The following is an 18,407-nucleotide window of genomic DNA, read 5'->3' on the forward strand; positions in this document are numbered from 1 at the left end:
AATGAGAAAGGTTTCCGCGGCTGCGGAAACCTCTGTTCAGAAACGTCTAAACTGGTCCGATGCAGCTATGAAGCGGCAGCGGCACGATTTCCCGATATTTCTTCTTGAGGTTCGATGAGCAGCGCCCGCGCCTCCTCGATCCCGAGGGCTGCCGGCTGGGTGCAGGTGGTACTGAGTTCGATGAACCGCCCTTCCTCGCCCGACTTCAGAATCGATACCATCACGTCGACGCCGTGCAGCGCGCGGTCAAGCGAGCAGCGGGCATCGCGACCCTCGAGAATGGCGATCGCCATGTCGGCAAGGCCAGCCGTGCGGTAGTTCGCCATCGGGCCCTGCGGGTGCTCCTGGCTTTCGACGGCAAAGGGATGATCCCACATTTCCAGCGGCTGGATGTTCTTGTCCCGGCCGCTCGCTTCGACCTTGCCGCCGAAGAAGTTGGGATCAGGGACGAAAATCGAGCCCTCCGTGCCGTAGAGCTCCATATTGGCGTGGCGATGCGACCAGACATCCCAGCTCGCCGACAGGGTGATCGTTGCGCCGTTTGCGAACTCCAGCAGCGCATGGATGTTGGTCGGCGTCTTCACCGGGATGACCTCGCCGTTGCGCGGCTCGCTGGTAATGGTGCGTGTCGGATTGGCCATCGAAGACAGCGCTGCCACGCGCTTCACCGGACCGATGAGGTTGATCAGGTTGGCGATGTAGTAGGGCCCGAGATCGAGGATCGGACCGCCGCCGGGAAGAAAGAAGAAGTCCGGGTTCGGATGCCACATCTCCATGCCGGGGCTGAGAACGTGGCAGGTGCCCGACGTCACGCGGCCGATCTTGCCGGCGTCGATATAGCTGCGGGCAAGCTGGTGGGCGCCACCGAGGAAGGTGTCGGGGGCGCAACCGACCGTCAGGCCCTTGGCCTTGGCAAGGGCGCGGAGTTCCTCACCCTGCTCCAGCGAGAGCACCAGCGGCTTTTCCGAGTAGACGTGTTTTCCCGCTTCGAGAATACTCTTGGATACCGGGAAATGCGCATCAGGGATCGTCAGGTTGACGACGATATCGACATCCGGGTTGGCGAGAAGCGCTTCGATGCTCTGCGCTTTGACGCCATACTCAGTCGCCCGTGCTTCGGCTGCCGCCGGATTGATATCCGCGCAGGCGACGACTTTGATGCCCCTGAAAAGCGGGGCAAGCTTGAAATAGGTGGTGGAGATGTTGCCGCATCCGATGATGCCGACGCCAAGTTCCTTGGTCATGGATCTACCTGTTTTTCAGTAGGATTGGATGGAGGCGAGCGAGCGCTTGGCGAAGCGCTGGAAGTCACTCGGATTGTCGTGCTCGGCAATGAAATAGCGCGCCTTGGTGCCGGAGAGCGCCTGGAACAGGCCCTTCCAGTCGACCGTACCCTCGCCGACATCGGCCCAGCCGTCTTCGTCCTTTTTCTCGCCCGTCGGCGCGATGTCCTTCACATGCACGGCAGTGATCCGGTTGGCATATTTCTTGATCCAGGCGATCGGGTCGGCGCCGCCGCGGATGATCCAGGCGATGTCGGCCTCCCAGGAAAGATCCGGCCCACCCTCGAAGATCAGGTCCTGCGGAATGCTGCCATCCGGCAGGGCGAAGAATTCGAAGTCGTGGTTGTGCCAGCCGAAGATGAGGCCGGCATCGCGGTAGGGCTTGCCCGCCGCCTGCAGGCGCTCGCCGAAGGCGCGCCAGCCGGCCGCGTTCGTCGGGCGATGCTCGGGCAGGAGATAAGGGCAATAGATCGCCCGGATGCCGAGCGCCTTGGCGATTTCAAGCACCCGTGCCGGATCGCTTTCGAGCATATCCAGGCCGAAATGCGCCGTCGGCATGGCGAGGCCGTTCTCGTCGAGACCGTGCTTGAAGCTTGCGATCTCCGCATCGCTGAGCGCCGCATAGAGCGCGCCGTAACCTTCGACCTGGCTATATCCTGCCTCGCCGATCGCCTTCAGCACATCGGCGAAGGGCGGGAAGTTGCGGGCGCTATAGAGCTGAAAACTGACGTCTTTCATCGAAAATCCTCCTCGGGAAATCATCGTGATCGGTCTGATCGGCCAGGGGCGGGACGAGACCCGGCCGGGTTTTTCGTCATCCGGCCCTGAGCCAGGCGTCGTAATCCGACACCAGCAGATGGACGGGGGCTGTGTCCTCCTCGATCGCCGAGAAGCGACCAACGGGTTCGCGGAAGTAATTGTCGGTAAGGTCGTCGTTGACGGTCGAAACCTCGCCCATCAACACGTCTCCGTCTTCCGCCCAGAAGGCGTGCCAGTTGCCGGGCAAAAGCGTCACGCTTTCGCCGGGCATGAGTTTCAGGAGGTCGCCGGCCTTCAGCCGACGCAGGCGCGCATCGGTCGCTACCTCGACGTCGCTTTCGTCGTCGACAGAGCCGTCGGAGTGCGAATTGTACATCTGCAGCACCAGCGTGCCACCGCCACGGTTGATGATGTCCTCGGTCTTGGCGGCGTGGCGATGCAGCGGGTTGACCTGACCGTTGCGGGTGATCATCAGTTTCTCGGCATAGACCATGCCCTGCCCCGTCGTCAGGTTCGAGGCATCGCCATTGCGCAGCGTGAAGAGCACGAGACCGACCTCATCGAAGCGGCCCTTGCCGTAATCGGTGATGTCCCATCCGAGCCGGGCATCGAAGATCGTCGGGCAATCCGAAGCGACGCGCGACTTCATTTCTTCCGGCGACCAATAGGCAAAGGGCGGAAGCACGAAGCCGAAGCTGCGCATGAAGGCATCGCTGCTGGCGATGATGTCATTGACGTGGCTGCGTTTCACGGTGGGTCACCCCTTTCCCTGGCAGGATTCAAGATCGAAGGCGGCAAAGCGCGGCACCGTGCCTTCGGCAAGTGATGTCTTCGGCGTGAAGCGGATGACCTTCGTTTCACCTGATGTGAGATCGAAGGCATTGTCGGCGTAGCGCCCGGCGACGTCGGCCTCGATCATCACATGCAGCGCCAGGCCACTCGCCTTGATCGAGACGTCGTAGGCGCCGTCGCCGATTGGCAAGACCTCAAGCGACAGCTTGGAGGGCTGAAGATCGAGAGCCTTATAGGTGCCCGGCACGTGATGGCCTTCGCCACGCATGCCGTTCGACGCCTCGAACGACCAGAACAACAGTGCGTTTTCGGGAATGTCGCGCGCCGCGATGCTCACCAAGGTCGCCGCGCGGTCCGGCGAGCAGGTGCCTGCTGCCGCCATCAGCGGCGTGCGCGCACCGTCAAGCGTAACGACGAAGGCCTGCAGTTCCACAGTCACCGGCGCGGCGGTGTCGTTGACCATCGAAAAGGTGATTTCCTTGCCGTCGGCGGACGGAATGGCGGCAACGGCCACCGGCTGGAAGAAGCGGCGCACCATGTAATGCATGGCCTTCCAGCTGCCGCCGTAGTCGAGGCTCGACCAGGAAGCGACCGGCCAGGTGTCGTTGAGCTGCCAGTAGAGCGTGCCCATGCAATGGGGCTTGAGCGAGCGCCAGTAATCGACGGCCGTGCGGATCGCCAGGCCCTGCTGGATCTGGCTGAGATAGACGAAGCTTGGGAAGTCCTTGGGGAAGCGGAAATAGCGGAACATCGTGCCGGCAATGCGCTCGTTGCCGCCGACGTTCTTCTGGTGGCTCTCGATCACCGGCGACGCGATGTTGAGGTCCTTCTCGGCAGCAAACTGCCGGATGACGGGCATGGAGGTATAGGACTGGAAACCGAACTCCGAGCAGAAGCGCGGGCGCACGGACCGGTAATTGTCGAAGGATTTGTTCTCGTGCCAGACCGACCAATAGTGCATGTCGCCGGAACCGTCGGAATGCCAGGCGTCGCCGAAATCGAGATAGCCGGAGGCCGGGCTTGAGGGCCACCACAGTGCGTCCGGCAGCGCCGCCTTCAGCGCAACTTCGACCGTACGGTTCAGGCGGTCATAGGAGACGAGATAACGGTCGCGATCCTTGCGCGGCTCGTCGAACCAGGTGAGCGCGCCCACCAGCTCGTTGTCGCCGCACCAGAGCGCGATCGACGGATGGGACGACAGGCGCTTGACCTGGTAGTCGACCTCGGCCGCGACGTTGTCGAGGAAATCGGGCGTCGAGGGATAGAGGTTGCAGGCGAACATGAAGTCCTGCCAGACCATCAGGCCCAGCCGGTCGCAGAGATCGTAGAACCAGTCCGGCTCGTAGAAGCCGCCGCCCCAGACGCGGATCATGTTCATGTTGGCGTCAAACGCTGAGCGCAGCAGGTCCTCGACACCATCAGGCGTCACCCGTGACATCAGCGCGTCGGCCGGGATCCAGTTGGCGCCCCGACAGAAGATCTCGCGGCCATTGACGCGAAAGGCAAAGCGGCTTCCCGCCTCGTCCTTGTCGGTCAGAAGCTCGATCGTGCGAAAGCCGATCTGACGCGTCACCTGCTCCTGTGGCACTTCCACGGTCAGCATCGAAAGGTTCTGCTCGCCGCTGCCGGCCGGCCACCAGCGTTTCGGCTCACTGACGGTAAAGACGTGGGTGATGCGGGTCTCGCCGGTGCCGACGGCGCAATCGAGCCGCTCCCTTTGGCCGTCGAGAGAGAAATGAACCGGGACGATGCCCGGACCATCGGCAAAGAGCGTGACCGTTACCTGCAGATCGACCGAGCCGTCGCCGAGCCAGATCTGCTTTGTCGTCACATGCTCGATGCGGGCGATCTCCAGCCGGCGCAGCGCCAGCGTACCGTAGACACCGAGCGGCGCAATCGCGATGTTCCAGTCCCAGCCGAAATGGCACTGGGGCTTCCTCAGCATGTTGCCGTTGGCGATCGGCGAATTTCCGGGGTGGTAGGGCACGTAGAAGGGCTGCGCCCTCTGCCGGCGTGCACCCTCTGATATCGAGGACGGCAGCACGATGCGGATACGGTTTTCACCGGCGACCAGCGTACGGGAGACATCGGGCCGATGACGGCGGAAGCAATTGTCGGCCTCGAGCACGAGCCGGTCGTTGACGAAGACCGAGGCGACCGTGTCGATGCATTCGAGGTCGAGATACCAGTAGCCGCCGAGATCATCCGCATCGATCGACACTGTGCGCTCGATCACCCAATCCTCGTGCGCCACCCATTGCACGTCATCCTCGTTGCGACCCACATAAGGGTCGTCGATGATGCCGGCCCTTTGCAAAGCCGTGTGCACGTCGCCCGGCAGCGCCATGGTCGTCGCGTGGCTTTTATCGCTGGAAGCGAGCTGCCATTCTCCCGCGAGGTCGAGATAGCAAGCGGTTCGATTCGGGTCCTGGGAGAGCATTTCCATATTCCGTTGATTGCCGGCGAAACTGCCGGCATGCCAGTGTGTCGAAACGCGCCGGATGATGAAAGCCGGCGCGTTTCCCCGTTGTTCAGAGACGATTTTCGCTGACCGCGTCGAAGATCGAGGCGACCGCCATGTCGAAGGAAAGCGTCACCGCCGTTCCCGGCTTGTAGCGGCGCTGGCCGCCGATGCGCACCGACATCGACTGGCCGGCAAGTTTCAGCCAGAGCAGGTTGTCGGCGCCCATCGGCTCCTCGATATCGACGACCGCCTGGTGCGACGGCTGGCCGTTCGGTGCCTCGTCGACACGCACATGCTCCGGCCTCAGGCCAAGGACGACCTTTTGGCCAGATTTGAACGGCCCGCGCGACGGATAGGCCGACACGTCGAAATCGACGCCATTGGCGCGCACGAAGGCCCGCCCATCCTTCAATTGCAGCTCGCCGCGGAAGAAGTTCATCGACGGCGAGCCGATGAAGCCGGCGACGAACAGGTTTTCCGGCGCGTTGTAGATCGTCATCGGATCGGCAAGCTGCTGGATGACACCGCTCTTCATCACCGCGATGCGGTCGGCTAGCGTCAGCGCCTCGATCTGGTCGTGGGTGACGTAGATCATCGTGTTCTTCAGGGACTGATGCAGCCGCTTGATCTCGACGCGCAGTTCCGAACGCAGCTTGGCGTCGAGGTTCGACAGTGGCTCGTCGAACAGGAACACGTCGACATCGCGCACCAGTGCCCGGCCGATCGCCACGCGCTGGCGCTGGCCGCCGGAAAGCTCGGCGGGCTTGCGCTTCAACAGCGGCTGGATCTGCAGGATCTCGGCGGCGCGGCTGACGCGCTTGTCGATCTCGGCCTTTTCGACCTTGGCCACCTTGAGCCCGAAGGAGAGGTTCTTCTCCACCGACATCTGCGGATAGAGCGCGTAGGACTGGAACACCATGCCGATACCACGGTCCTTCGGCTCCTCCCAGGTGACGTTCTTGCTCTTGATGAAGATCTGGCCGTCGCTGACGTCCAGGAGCCCGGCGATGCAGTTGAGCAAGGTCGACTTGCCGCAGCCGGATGAGCCGAGCAGCACCAGGAATTCGCCATCCTTGATGTCGAGGTTGAGCGTGTCGAGCACAGTGACGGCACCGAAGCTCAACGACAGATCCTTGACCGATACGCTGACGTTTTCCATGCCCTTACCCTTTCACTGCGCCGGCGGCGATGCCGCGGACAAAAAGCCGCCCGGAGACGAAGTAGACGAAAAGCGGCACGGCACCGGTGAGGATGGTTGCCGCCATGTTGACGTTGTATTCCTTCACGCCCTGTACCGAATTGACGATGTTGTTGAGCTGGACGGTCATCGGGTAATATTCCGGCCGGGTGAACACCACGCCGAACAGGAAGTCGTTCCAGATGCCGGTCACCTGCAGGATCATCGCCACCACGAAGATCGGCATCGACATCGGCAGCATGATGCGGAAATAGATGGTCCAGAACCCAGCGCCGTCGACGCGCGCCGCCTTGAACAATTCTTCCGGCAGCCCGGCGAAATAGTTGCGGAACAGAAGCGTCAGGATCGGCATGCCGAAGATGGTGTGAACGATGATCAGGCCGGTCAGCGAGCCATAGACGCCGAGCTCGCGCAGCACGATGACGATCGGATAGATCATCACCTGATAGGGGATGAAGGCGCCGACGATCAGGATAGTGAAGAACAGGTCGGCGCCCTTGAAGCGCCAGTTGGCCAGCGCATAGCCGTTGATCGAGGCAATCGCGATCGAGACGATGGTCGAGGGAACGGTGATGCGCACCGAGTTCCAGAAGCCGCGCGAAAGGCCATCGCAGTTGAGGCCGGTGCAGGCGCTCGACCAGGCCTTCACCCAGGGCTCGAAGGTGATTTCGAGCGGCGGCGCGAAGATGTTGCCGAGTCGGATTTCCGGCATGCCCTTCAGCGAGGTCATGACCATGACGTAGAGTGGCAGCAGGTAGTAGAGTGCCACGACAATCAGGGTGCCGTAGACCATGATGTTGCGGCCCGAAAGCGCCCGGCGCGGCTTGCGGCCCCGCGGGCCTGAAAGGGCAACGGAGGTCTTTTCCGCCTCGGGGTCGATACCGGCGGCGATGGCGTTGAAAGCGACGATCTCAGGCACGCTTGCGCCCTCCCCCAAATTCGAGATAGGCCCAGGGCACGATGATGATGGCGACGGTGATGAGCATCATGGTCGAGGCGGCAAATCCCTGGCCGAGATTCTGCGCCTGGAACATGTAGTCGTAGACGTATTTGGCCGGCACTTCCGAGGCGATGCCCGGGCCGCCGCTCGTCTGCGCCACCACGAGATCGTAAACCTTGACGATGCCGCTTGCGATGATCACCAGCGTGGTGATGAAGACGCCGCGCATCATCGGGATGATGACGAAGACATAGGTCTTCCACATCGGAATGCCGTCAACGCGCGACGCCTTCCAGATATCCTCGTCGATCCCACGCAAGCCGGCGAGCATCAGGCACATGACGAGCCCGGTCCCTTGCCACAGCGCCGCGATCAGGATGCCGTAAATGACGATATTGGAATTGTAGAGCGGGTCGAAGGCAAAACTCGTCCAGCCGAGAGAGCGCACCACCGACTGGATGCCGTATTCCGGGTTGAGCAGCCATTGCCACACGAGGCCCGTCACGATGAAGGACAGGGCGAAGGGATAGAGCATGATCGTGCGGAACGTGTTCTCGAAGCGGATCTTTTGGTCCATCAGCGCCGCCAGCAGGAAGCCGATGACCAGGCTGAAAATCAGCGAAAACAAGCCGTAGATCGCCAGGTTCTGCACCGACATCAGCCAGCGCGGCGCGGCCCACAGCCGCTCATACTGGTCGAGGCCAACGAAGGAAAGCCGCGGCAAGAGCTTGGAATTGGTGAAGGAATAGACCACGGTCCAGACCGTGCCGCCGAGGAAAATGACCACGGCCGTCAGGATCATCGGGATCGAGGCCAGCTTCGCATTCAGATTCCGCAGCCACTGGTTCGGCCGACCCGAACCGCGTGTGTGACCCATGTTTCGTTCCTCCGGAACTGCATTGGATTGCCGATGGCAGGCGGCGTCGATGACGAACGGATGTGCCGTCGCTCGAAAACCGCCTCGCCACGTTGAAGCCGTTCTCCCAATACGCCTGCCAGGCAAAGGCACGCTGGTCCGCCTGAACGTGTCGTGCCGAATGGGAGCCTTGGCCGACCCCGCCGAGGGCGGGGCCGACGGATCAAGGAAGCTCCATCAGTCCGCCGAAGCGATGATGTCGGCAAAGCGCTTCTGCGCTTCCTCCGGCGTCATGGAGGGGTTGGCGAAGAACTCGGAGAAGAGATCTTCCTTCTGTTTCTGGCTGTCAGCCGACAGAAGCTGGTCGGTCCACTGGATGACGTTGCCCTTGGCGAGGATGTCCAGGCCCTTCTTCATGCAGTCGTTGGCGGCAGCCAGATCGACATCGCCGCGCACCGGCAGCGAACCCTTCTTCAGGTTGAACGCCACCTGCGTCGCCGGGTTCAGGAGCGTCGATGCCAGCACTTCCTGGGCCTTGGATTTCTCCTCATCCTTCAGCACCGGGAAATAGAAAGCGTCGCCGCCCGTCGCGATGACTTCGTTGACGCCGAGGCCCGGCAGGCAGGTGTAATCGGTTCCGGCCTTCTGGCCGGCGAGCTGGAATTCGCCTTGCGCCCAGTCGCCCATGATCTGGCCGCCGGCCTTGCCGGTGATGACCATGTTGGTCGCCTGGTTCCAGTCCTGGACATTGGTGCCCTTGGACATGCGACGCGCGTCATCCGCAGCCTTGAACACCTTGGCAATTTCAGGACCGGCGGCCACTTCCTCGTCCTTGTCGCCAAAGACCTTGAGGAACGTGTCCTTGCCGGCAAGAGCGACGATGAGAACGTCGAAGGCACCGGCCGACTGCCACGGCTGTCCGCCGACGGCGAGCGGCACGATGCCGGCTTTTTCAAGTGCCGGTGCCGCTGCGACAAACTCGTCCCAGTTCTTCGGCACATCGACGCCGGCCTTCTTGAAGGCAGCGTTCGACAGCCAGAGCCACTGCCAGGAATGAATGTTGACCGGCGCGCAATAGACCTTGCCGTCGATGGTGCAGGAATCGAGCAGGCTCGCCGGCCTGATGATCTCTTTCCAGTTCTCCTTGGAGGCGACATCGGTCAGGTCGCGCATCAGCCCAGCCTCGACCAGTTCCTCTGCCTGGCGTCCATGGTTGAATTGCGTGGCACCCATCGGATCGCCACCGGTCAGGCGGCTGACCATGATCGGCCGCGCCGTGCTGCCGGCGCCGGCAATGGCACCGTCAACCCAGTGATTTCCGGTGGCATCGAACGCTTTTGCAAGCTCGGCGACCGCAGCAGCCTCCCCGCCCGACGTCCACCAATGCGTCACCTCGAGATCGGTTGCGTTTGCTGCACCAAATGGCAGCGCCACCGTCACCGCCAAAGCGGCCGCGAAAGAACGTAAATTCATGAGTCTCCTCCCTCACTGTAACGTTACCGTAAAAAACTTAGAGGAAACGATCCCGGTCCGCAACTCCCACCCCAATGAATTTAAACAGAAACATTTTCTGCAATCTACAGGCGTACTTTCGGACATCAAAGAGACGTGAACTGATCACGGGCAAGACCATGAAGATCCGGCATAGCGGGTTGATAACGCGCTGATTTTGATATTTTTTGTGCAGAAATGCTGGTATTTTGCTGCATATGCTCTCTCGCAGACGCAAAAAGCCCGCTGCAACACAGCACACTCAACCAGAGTGTTTCATTCACCGCAGCGCAGCAACGAAAATGCTCGACAGCGCTACTGTATCGTTACAGATTTGCCTCGGTGCCGTACGCCCATAGCAGGATAGCTCCCCGTCACATTTCGTATATAAGGCGGGAAGTGACGCTAAATGGGGCGGCGGGCGGCAACGGCAAGGGCGAGCGGGTGACAGCGATGGACAGCAAGACGAAAAACAGACCGCTGACGCCGCCGCCGGATGGCGGCAGGCCCACGCTGAAGACGATCGCCTTCATGACCGGGCTCGGCATCACCACCGTCTCGCGCGCCTTGAAGGATGCGCCCGATATCGGCGCCGAAACCAAGGAGCGCGTGCGCCTCGTCGCCAAGCAGATCGGCTACCAGCCGAACCGCGCCGGGGTGCGCCTGAGAACCGGCAAGACCAATGTCATCAGCCTGGTACTGACATTGGAAGAAGAAATCATGGGCATCACCAGCCCCATGGTCGTCGGCATCACCGAGGTTCTCGCCGGCACCCCCTATCATCTGGTGGTCACGCCCTATAGCGCTACCAAGGATGCGCTGGCGCCGATCCGCTATATCCTCGACACCGGCGCGGCCGACGGCGTGATCATTTCGCGCACCGAGCCGCACGACCCGCGCGTGGCGCTTCTGACGGAGCGCGGCCTGCCCTTCGTCACCCACGGCCGCACCGAGATGGGCGTCGTCCACCCCTATCACGACTTCGACAACGAGCGTTTTGCCTATGAGGCCGTGCGCGAGCTGGTGGAGCGCGGCCGCAAGCGCCTGGTGCTGCTGGAGCCGCCGCCGCACCTGACCTTCTATTCGCACATGCGCGCCGGCTTCGAGCGCGGCCTTCGCGATTTCCAGGCGGATGCGGTCAGCTTCCACCACATCAATATCGATCACACGCTGGTCGAGATCCGCGACGCCTTCGAGACGCTGATGCGCTCGGACAATCCGCCTGACGGCATCGTGTCGGGCAGCGGCTCCGGCGCGATCGCACTGATCGCCGGCCTTGAGGCCGCCAACAGGACACTCGGCAAGGATGCCGACATGGTGTCCAAGGTGCCGAGCGATTTCCTGCGCTGGCTTCGCCCCGAAGTGGTGACCATGTACGAGGACATCCGGGTTGCCGGGCGCGAACTCGCCAAGGCGGTGATCGGCCATATCGACGGCCAGCCGTCCGAAACGCTGCAGAGCCTCAGTCAGCCGGAGCTTCAGTCCGCCGTGCCGGTATCGATCAAACGGTAGGAACAGGGCAGTCCAGGTCACCGTCGGTGCATTTCAGGTAAACCTTGAGGTTTTCGATACGGACTTTGGTCATGCCATCACGGCACGAGTTGAAAATGAACGAATACAAGCTGCCCGTGACCACGGAACTCGAAAAGTTGCATCGGCATCGCGGAACGCCACCCACGCCCTCTGCGCTGTTAGCAGCAGCCTTGTGGTGTCTGCGTCGTTCTTTAGTCGTGCCTCGATCTGCTTGTAGAGAGTGTTCAGTTCGGTGTCGGATTTGTCATAGGCCTTCCCGGCGCATATGTTCATGTCCGCTTGGTTCGTCAGGTCGCCGCAGCTTTGCTCCGCATATGCCGACGTGGACGTTGCCAAGACCAGGGCGGCAGTCAACAATGAAGCCTTCATGGAACTCAGTCTCCGTTTTTGAAACGACTCTGTTTCGCGCTTGGAACGAATAAATCCCTTACTGCAATTGGCCGTCTTATCAGCAACGGCGCACCGGGCGCGCTGCCGCCGCCGTTATCCGCAGCTCTCATGACAGTCTGATCATGGGCGCTCTCTTCGGTTTCATCGGCGATTCAATCACCGGTCGCACCAAGGACGGCCGTCTACTGCATACTGGTCTTCCTGCTCGATACAACCGTGTGAATAGATGGGGATCGATGACCAAACGAAACGGGGCGACCTACCGCATGTTGCCTTAAATCGCATTCGATTTAAGGATAAAAACATGCAGCAATTCAAAGTGCTACAGCGCCGCGCGTCTAATAAGACGCGCGGCGCTGTAGGCCGCCCCGTTCGAAATTCCGATTTTGCCCGCTCAGGCGTTGAGGCCGCTGCCCCACGGGCCGTGGTGGGCATCGGCGCCATCGACGCGGTCGAAGCCGTGGGCGCCGAAGAAGTCGCGCTGGGCCTGGATCACGTTGGCAGTGCCGCGGCCGCGGCGGTAGCTGTCGAAGTAGCCGAGTGCCGAGGCCAGCGCCGGCGCCGGCAGGCCACCGAGCATGGCTGCCGAAACGACACGGCGCAGTGCCCCGTCGGTTTCCTTGACCATGGCGGCAAAGGCCGGGGTGACGATCAGGTTGGCGGCATCGGGCGCCTTGGTGAAGGCGGTGGTGATTTCATCCAGGAACTGCGAGCGGATGATGCAGCCGGCGCGCCAGATCTTGGCAATCGTTGGCATCGGCAGCGACCAGTTGAATTCCTTCGAGGCGGCGGACATGACGGCAAAGCCTTGAGCATAGGCGCCGATCTTGGCGGCCAGCAGCGCGTTTTCCAGGTCCTTGATGAAGGCAGCCTTATCAGTGACCTTTAACTCGCCGACATCAGGCAGGCCGAGGATCTTCTCGGCGGCTTCGCGCTCATCCTTGGCGGACGAGATGCTGCGCGCGGCAACGGCCGCTTCGATCGCGGTTGCCGGAACGCCCATGTTCTGCGCTTCGATCACCGACCACTTGCCGGTGCCCTTCTGGCCGGCCTTGTCGAGGATCAGGTCGACGATCGGCTTGCCGGTCAGCGGATCCGCTGCCTTCAAGACCTTTTCGGTGATCTCGATCAGGTAGGAATTCAGGCGACCCTTGTTCCAGGCGCCAAAGACTTCGCCGATTTCGCCGGCCGTCATCTTCAAGCCGTCGCGCAGGATACCGTAGATTTCGGCGATCATCTGCATATCGGCATATTCGATGCCGTTGTGGATGGTCTTGACGAAGTGGCCGGCGCCGTTTTCGCCGAGCCAGGCAACGCACGGATCATTGTCGTATTTCGCGGCGATCGAGGTCAGCACCGTCTCGACGCGCTTGTAGGAATCTTCCGTGCCGCCGACCATGATCGACGGGCCATGGCGCGCGCCCTCTTCACCGCCGGAAACACCCATGCCGATGAAGGTCAGACCTGAGTCCTTCAGCGCATCGAAGCGGCGCATCGTGTCGCGGAAGTTGGCGTTGCCGGCATCGATCATGATGTCGCCCTTGGCGAGGTACGGCTTGAGGATTTCCATCTGCTGATCGACCGGCTCGCCGGCCTTGATCATGATGATGATCGGACGTGGCGGGCGGATGGCGGCGACGAACTCTTCGATGGTGTCGCAGGGCACGATCTGGCCCTGGAGTTCGCCGGCTTCCGCGTAGAATTTGTGCGTCGCTTCGACGGTGCGGTTGAAGACCGCTATCTTGTTGCCTTTTTCAGCGATGTTGAGCGCCAGGTTCGAGCCCATGACGCCGAGACCGATAAGGCCGATTTCCGCCTGTGACACGTGATTGCCTCCATTGGACAGGAGAGCCGGACGCGATCAGGATAAACGCGTGGGAGCCGGCCCCTCGAATTAAACTTCGCGCGCTCGCATTGCCCCTCGGGAAAGGGGCGGACGCGAGATGCGACGGCGGAGGCTGTTTTGGCATTCAAATCGATTAACGACAAGCGATTCTTGAGAAAATCACTCCTTTTCGGGCTTGCCGTCGCCATCGTCGAGCACGCGCCAGGAGGCGCCGTCGAGGTCTTCGTACTGGCCGCTCTTCAGCGCCCAGAGGAAGGCGACGAGACCGAGTCCCCCTAAGAACAATGCGATCGGAATGAGATAGATCAGCGTGTTCATGAGGCGCTTCCGATCGCGCCCAGCGTCGTCGGCGCCTGTCGCTCGATCGCTGCGGCAGACTTCGCCACCTTCGCGCGCAGCCGCAAAGCGTTGGCAACGACGATGATCGACGATGTCGACATGGCGATGGCTGCAATCAACGGCGTCGCGTAGCCCATGATGGCGATCGGGACGGCGATGACGTTGTAGCCGATCGCCAGCGCGAAGTTCTGGCGGATCAGCCGGCCTGCCCGGCGCGAGGTGTCGATCGCCATCGGCACGGCGTCGAGGCCCTGGTGCAGGAAGACGAAATCGGCAGCCTGCCGGCCGACGTCGGCAGCCGTTGCCGGCGCCATCGAGACGTGGGCTGCACGCAGCGCCGGCGCATCATTGATACCGTCGCCGACCATCAGCACGCGATGACCGCCTTCGGCCGCAGCCGCGCATTCGTCGACCTTGCCGCGCGGCGACAGTTCGGAACGCCAGCGGATGATGCCGAGCCTGCGGGCAAGCGCTGCCACGACCGGCTCGCGGTCGCCCGAGAGAATGCCGGTTGCAAAGCCCATGCGTGTCAGCTTGTCGACGCTTTCGCGCGCCTGTGGCCGCAGCCGGTCTTCAAAGCGGAAGCAGGCAAGCTCGCGTCCGTCGAGCGAGAGGATGACCTCCGACTGGCCGCTCGCCTCACCGGCGTCGCCACAGGCAAAGGCGCGGCTGCCGAGACGATAGATGCCGTCGGTCGTCTGTGCCTCGATGCCCGCGCCCGGGATTTCACGGATATCGCCGGAGAGAACCGGCGCGATCGCAGCCGCATCGTGGATGGCCATGGCCAGCGGGTGGCGCGAATGCACGGCAAGGCCGGCAGCGGTCGCCAGCACCGCCGGCTTGATCTCGGCCCCGTTGGTCAGGCGCGGTTCCCCGGCGGTCAGCGTGCCGGTCTTGTCGAACAGCACCGTGTCGATCTCGGCCAGCCGCTCCATGGCCGATCCGTCCTTTACCATGACGCCGTTCTGGAAGAGCCGGCCTGCGGCAATGACCTGCACCACCGGCACCGCCAGGCCAAGGGCGCATGGGCAGGTGATGATCAGCACAGCAACGGCCACCAGCATGGCGTGATGGAAATCGCCGTCGACGAACATCCAGCCGATAAAGCTCAGGAAGGCCAACAGGTGAACCGCTGGCGAATAATATTGCGCTGCCCGATCGGCGATGCGGCGATAACGCGCCCTGCCCCCTTCGGCCGCCTCCATCAGGCCCATGATTTCCGCGAGCAGCGAGTCGCGGGCAGCAGCCGTCGCCTCGATCGTCAGCGGTCCCGTCAGGTTGAGCGTGCCGGCCTCGACCGTGTCGCCAATATGCACCGGCGCGGGTGCGCTTTCGCCGTTGACGATCGAGCGGTCCAGGTCGCTCGAGCCGACGAGAATCCGGCCATCGACAGGAATACGCTCGCCGGCCGCAATCGCCAGCCGTTCGCCCGGCTTGATCTCGTCCACCGGACGGTATTCGCGGCTGCCGTCGGCATCGATGACCATCGCCCCGCGCGGCGACAGGCGCGCCAGGCTGCTGATCGCCGAGCGGGCGCGGCCGCGCATCATGTGGTCGAGCGTGCGGCCGATAAGCAGGAAGAACAGAAGCATCACCGTGCCGTCGAACCAGGCATGGGTGCCGTGAGTGATCGTCTCATAAAGCGAGATGCCGTAGGAGAGCGTGATCGCCAGGGCGATCGGCACGTCCATGTTCGTGCGGCCGTGCTTCAGCGCATTCCAGGCGGAGGCATAGAAGAACCGGCCGGCATAGATCAGCGTCGGCGCGGCGATCAGCGCCGAAATCCAATGGAAGAGATCGCGCGTTGCCGCCTCGGCGCCCGACCAGACCGAGACCGAGAGCAGCATGATGTTGGTCGAGGCAAAGCCGGCGACGGCAACGGCGCGGACCAGCTGCTTCAACAGCGTGTCGCCCTCTTCCTCGCCGGGTGCAAACAGATGCGTTTCGTAGCCGCGCTCGCGGATCGCGCGCGCCAGTTCGCGCGGATCGCTGCGCTGCCCCGCGACCTCTTCCTTCCAGACGACTGAGACCCGGCGCGAGGACAGGTTGACGCGGGCGCGCTCCACCTCCGGCCGGCTCTTCAGGGCAGCCTCGATCGTCGTGATGCAGGCGCCGCAGTGGATGCCGGGCACGCTGAGGTCGGTCTGGCGAAGGCCACTGCCGAGCGTGCGGCTGGTCAGCCACAGCTCTTCCGAACTCGGCAGGCCTTGCGCACTCCTGTCGATCTCCAGCGCGGTTTCGGCGCCGGCAGCGCAGCAACTCATGGACGCTCTCCCGGCGCGATGAAGCGAATGGCCTGGCGATAGACGACCTTGTCGCCCGACGTCGCGGTGATATCGGCAATCCATTGTCCGCGCTTAAGGTCGGTTGCGGCAACGAAGACGCCGTTGCCCTGATGCGCCATCTCGATCTGCACGTCCTCATGCTCCTCGACCGGACGCTTGAACACGGCAACGACCTTGTCGGCCGACGTTTCAGCCTTGCCTTGTCGCGTCAGCGTGTAGCGCACCGCGCCCGGCTCCAGGCTGAGCTTGCCGTCGAGGCCGCTCGCTGCAAAGGCGCGCGCCTCCTTCACCTTGCCGTTGAACTGCTGGCTGGCGACATAGGTGTTCTGGACGACGAGCCCGCTCCAGCTGTGGCTGGCGTTCCAGGCCATGATCAGGTTGACGGTGATGATGGTGCCGAAGAACAGCACCATCACGCCGAGCATGTGCCATCCGGTGAAGACACGGGGTTGCCTGCCTTGGTCAGCGGTCATTTCGCGGCTCCCGGTTGGTTGAAGTTGGCCTGGTATTCGTCGCGCTCATGGCTCGACGGGTCTTCTGCAATCAGGCTGAAGCCGTCTTGCGCTTCGCCGAGTTTATCCTTCGGCAGCGTCACGAACACTTTCAGCGCCGTCACCTTGTCCGGATCGACGCCGACGGCAAAGCTGCGGCCGTCGCCCGGTGCCTGGCCGGCAATGCGCATCATCGCCGACGGCATGCCGTCGATGGTGAGTGTGATCGTGCGCTGTTCGGGGATCATGTTCAAGAGCTTGACCATGTAGCCGTTGCGCACCGATCCATCCGATTCGAGCACGAATTGCGGGTTGCGATCGTGCAGCACGTTGAGCTCCAGCCGATCGCGCGCCAGGAGCGCATAGAGCAGGCCGATACCAACCAGCGTCCAGACGCCGAGATACACAAGCACGCGCGGCCGGAAGACGATCTTCCAGTTGAAATGCCTGACCTTGTCGACGAAGGTGCCGTCGGCGTCACGCACCCGGCCCGGGTCGATCGCCGTCGTGCCGCCGTCGGTGGCAAGCGCCATGTTGGAGGCATAATCGCTCAGCGTCGCATAGGCGATCAGCCCGCGCTCGCGCCCAAGCTTGTCCATGACGTTATCGCAGGCGTCGATGCAGAGCGCGCAGGTGATGCATTCGAGCTGCTGGCCGTCGCGGATGTCGATGCCCATCGGACAGACGACGACGCAGGCATTGCAATCGACGCAGTCGCCGACGCTCTCGCCCGCGGCTGCCGCCTTCTTCTGGTGGCGCGAGCGCGGTTCGCCACGCCAGTCGTTATAGGTGACGACCAGCGAGTTTTCGTCGAGCATCGCCGCCTGGATGCGCGGCCACGGGCACATATAGGTGCAGACCTGCTCCCGCATCAGCCCGCCGAACACATAGGTCGTGGCGGTGAGAATCGCGACGGTCATATAGGCGATCGTCGGCGCCTCGAGCGAGACGAAGCTCTTCAGCAAGGCCGGCGCGTCGGCAAAATAGAAGATCCAGGCGCCGCCGGTGGCAATGCCGATCAGAATCCAGATCGAATGTTTCGTCACCCGCTTGACGATCTTGGCCGCTGTCCATGGTCCGGCATCGAGCTTCATGCGCGCGTTGCGGTCGCCTTCAATGTAGCGCTCGACGACAAGGAACAGGTCGACCCAGACGGTCTGAGGACAGGTGTAGCCGCACCAGGCGCGCCCGACGGCTGACGTGACCAGGAAGAGGCCGAAACCCGCCATCACGAGAAGCCCGGCCACGAAGAAGAATTCCTGCGGCCAGATCTCGATGAAGAAGAAATAGAAGCGACGGGCGGCGATATCGACAAGCACCGCCTGGTCGGGCGCATGCTCGCCGCGGTCCCAGCGGATCCACGGCGTCAGATAGTAGATGCCGAGCGTGACCAGCATCACCAGCCACTTGAACTGGCGGAATCGTCCCTCGGCGCGCTTCGGGAAGATCTTCTTGCGCTTTTCGTAAAGCGGCTTGCGCACATGCGCCGCGTTGACCGCCTCGGCCTCGTGGCGTTCGACGATGGGGGCGTTTGTGGCGGATTGAGGCTGCATCTGTGGGATATCCCCGAATATATCGCGTATTGAACGCTGTTTTGCCCGATCTGGCGGCCGGAAACGTTGATCTGTGTCAAGTTTGCGGGCTAAAGCGGCCGCATGCGTCGAAACGTCCGGGCTTCATGCCGCGCGACTTGATGGCAATTGCCACACCACGACATCCCGCCAAACCTACGAGGACCGC

General features: G+C 62.5%; 15 protein-coding genes. 1 reads left to right on the forward strand and 14 read right to left on the reverse strand.

All coding sequences use genetic code 11. From position 1 onward, the window contains the following. Positions 1–65: 65 nt before the first annotated feature. From J3R84_RS08655 to J3R84_RS08690, 8 genes are all read right to left on the reverse strand, one after another. A complete protein-coding gene (locus tag J3R84_RS08655) occupies positions 66–1,244 on the reverse strand; it encodes a Gfo/Idh/MocA family protein (protein ID WP_203528641.1) in 1,179 nt (392 codons plus the stop codon). 15 nt (positions 1,245–1,259) lie between these two features. After that, positions 1,260–2,021: a sugar phosphate isomerase/epimerase family protein gene (locus tag J3R84_RS08660; RefSeq protein ID WP_025427331.1), complete on the reverse strand. Its 762-nt coding sequence runs from the start codon at positions 2,019–2,021 to the stop codon at positions 1,260–1,262. 76 nt (positions 2,022–2,097) lie between these two features. Beyond that, positions 2,098–2,793 (reverse strand): D-lyxose/D-mannose family sugar isomerase, encoded by a 696-nt coding sequence (locus tag J3R84_RS08665; RefSeq protein ID WP_025427332.1) that lies wholly within the window; start codon positions 2,791–2,793, stop codon positions 2,098–2,100. A 6-nt stretch (positions 2,794–2,799) separates the two neighbouring features. After that, a complete protein-coding gene (locus tag J3R84_RS08670; protein WP_025427333.1) occupies positions 2,800–5,274 on the reverse strand; it encodes a beta-mannosidase in 2,475 nt (824 codons plus the stop codon). A 91-nt stretch (positions 5,275–5,365) separates the two neighbouring features. Then, on the reverse strand, positions 5,366–6,457 hold the full coding sequence (locus tag J3R84_RS08675; RefSeq protein ID WP_203528643.1) for an ABC transporter ATP-binding protein: 1,092 nt from the start codon (positions 6,455–6,457) through the stop codon (positions 5,366–5,368). 4 nt (positions 6,458–6,461) lie between these two features. Beyond that, entirely contained in the window at positions 6,462–7,289 is an 828-nt protein-coding gene (locus tag J3R84_RS08680) for a carbohydrate ABC transporter permease (protein WP_225906378.1), read from the reverse strand. Positions 7,290–7,407: 118 nt separating this feature from the next. Then, positions 7,408–8,313, reverse strand: coding sequence for a carbohydrate ABC transporter permease (locus tag J3R84_RS08685; RefSeq protein ID WP_025427336.1), 906 nt, complete (start codon positions 8,311–8,313; stop codon positions 7,408–7,410). A gap of 216 nt (positions 8,314–8,529) precedes the next feature. After that, positions 8,530–9,765, reverse strand: coding sequence for an ABC transporter substrate-binding protein (locus tag J3R84_RS08690; protein ID WP_025427337.1), 1,236 nt, complete (start codon positions 9,763–9,765; stop codon positions 8,530–8,532). Positions 9,766–10,236: 471 nt separating this feature from the next. Here J3R84_RS08690 and J3R84_RS08695 point away from each other — a divergent pair, with 471 nt between their 5' ends. After that, entirely contained in the window at positions 10,237–11,295 is a 1,059-nt protein-coding gene (locus tag J3R84_RS08695; RefSeq protein WP_025427338.1) for a LacI family transcriptional regulator, read from the forward strand. A gap of 69 nt (positions 11,296–11,364) precedes the next feature. Here J3R84_RS08695 and J3R84_RS08700 read toward each other — a convergent pair whose 3' ends face one another. The 6 genes from J3R84_RS08700 to ccoG form a co-directional block, all read right to left on the reverse strand. Further along, complete coding sequence (locus J3R84_RS08700; protein WP_225906376.1) at positions 11,365–11,685, reverse strand: lysozyme inhibitor LprI family protein; 321 nt, start codon at positions 11,683–11,685, stop codon at positions 11,365–11,367. Positions 11,686–12,100: 415 nt separating this feature from the next. Next, positions 12,101–13,531 carry an NADP-dependent phosphogluconate dehydrogenase gene (gene gnd / locus J3R84_RS08705; RefSeq protein ID WP_025427339.1) on the reverse strand — a complete coding sequence of 477 codons (1,431 nt, stop codon included), beginning with the start codon at positions 13,529–13,531 and terminating at the stop codon, positions 12,101–12,103. 180 nt (positions 13,532–13,711) lie between these two features. Continuing rightward, a complete protein-coding gene (gene ccoS, locus J3R84_RS08710) occupies positions 13,712–13,870 on the reverse strand; it encodes a cbb3-type cytochrome oxidase assembly protein CcoS (protein ID WP_025427340.1) in 159 nt (52 codons plus the stop codon). Next, the gene (locus J3R84_RS08715; protein WP_025427341.1) at positions 13,867–16,155 is read right to left on the reverse strand and encodes a cation-translocating P-type ATPase; all 2,289 of its coding nucleotides are present in this window, start codon (positions 16,153–16,155) and stop codon (positions 13,867–13,869) included. The genes ccoS and J3R84_RS08715 overlap by 4 nt, the downstream gene beginning before the upstream one ends. Further along, a complete protein-coding gene (locus J3R84_RS08720; protein ID WP_025427342.1) occupies positions 16,152–16,649 on the reverse strand; it encodes a FixH family protein in 498 nt (165 codons plus the stop codon). Before J3R84_RS08720 ends, J3R84_RS08715 begins: the two co-directional genes overlap by 4 nt. Beyond that, positions 16,646–18,220 carry a cytochrome c oxidase accessory protein CcoG gene (gene ccoG, locus J3R84_RS08725; RefSeq protein ID WP_203528645.1) on the reverse strand — a complete coding sequence of 525 codons (1,575 nt, stop codon included), beginning with the start codon at positions 18,218–18,220 and terminating at the stop codon, positions 16,646–16,648. Before ccoG ends, J3R84_RS08720 begins: the two co-directional genes overlap by 4 nt. Positions 18,221–18,407 lie beyond the last annotated feature (187 nt).

This window comes from Ensifer canadensis (genome assembly GCF_017488845.2).
Classification (GTDB): domain Bacteria; phylum Pseudomonadota; class Alphaproteobacteria; order Rhizobiales; family Rhizobiaceae; genus Ensifer; species Ensifer canadensis.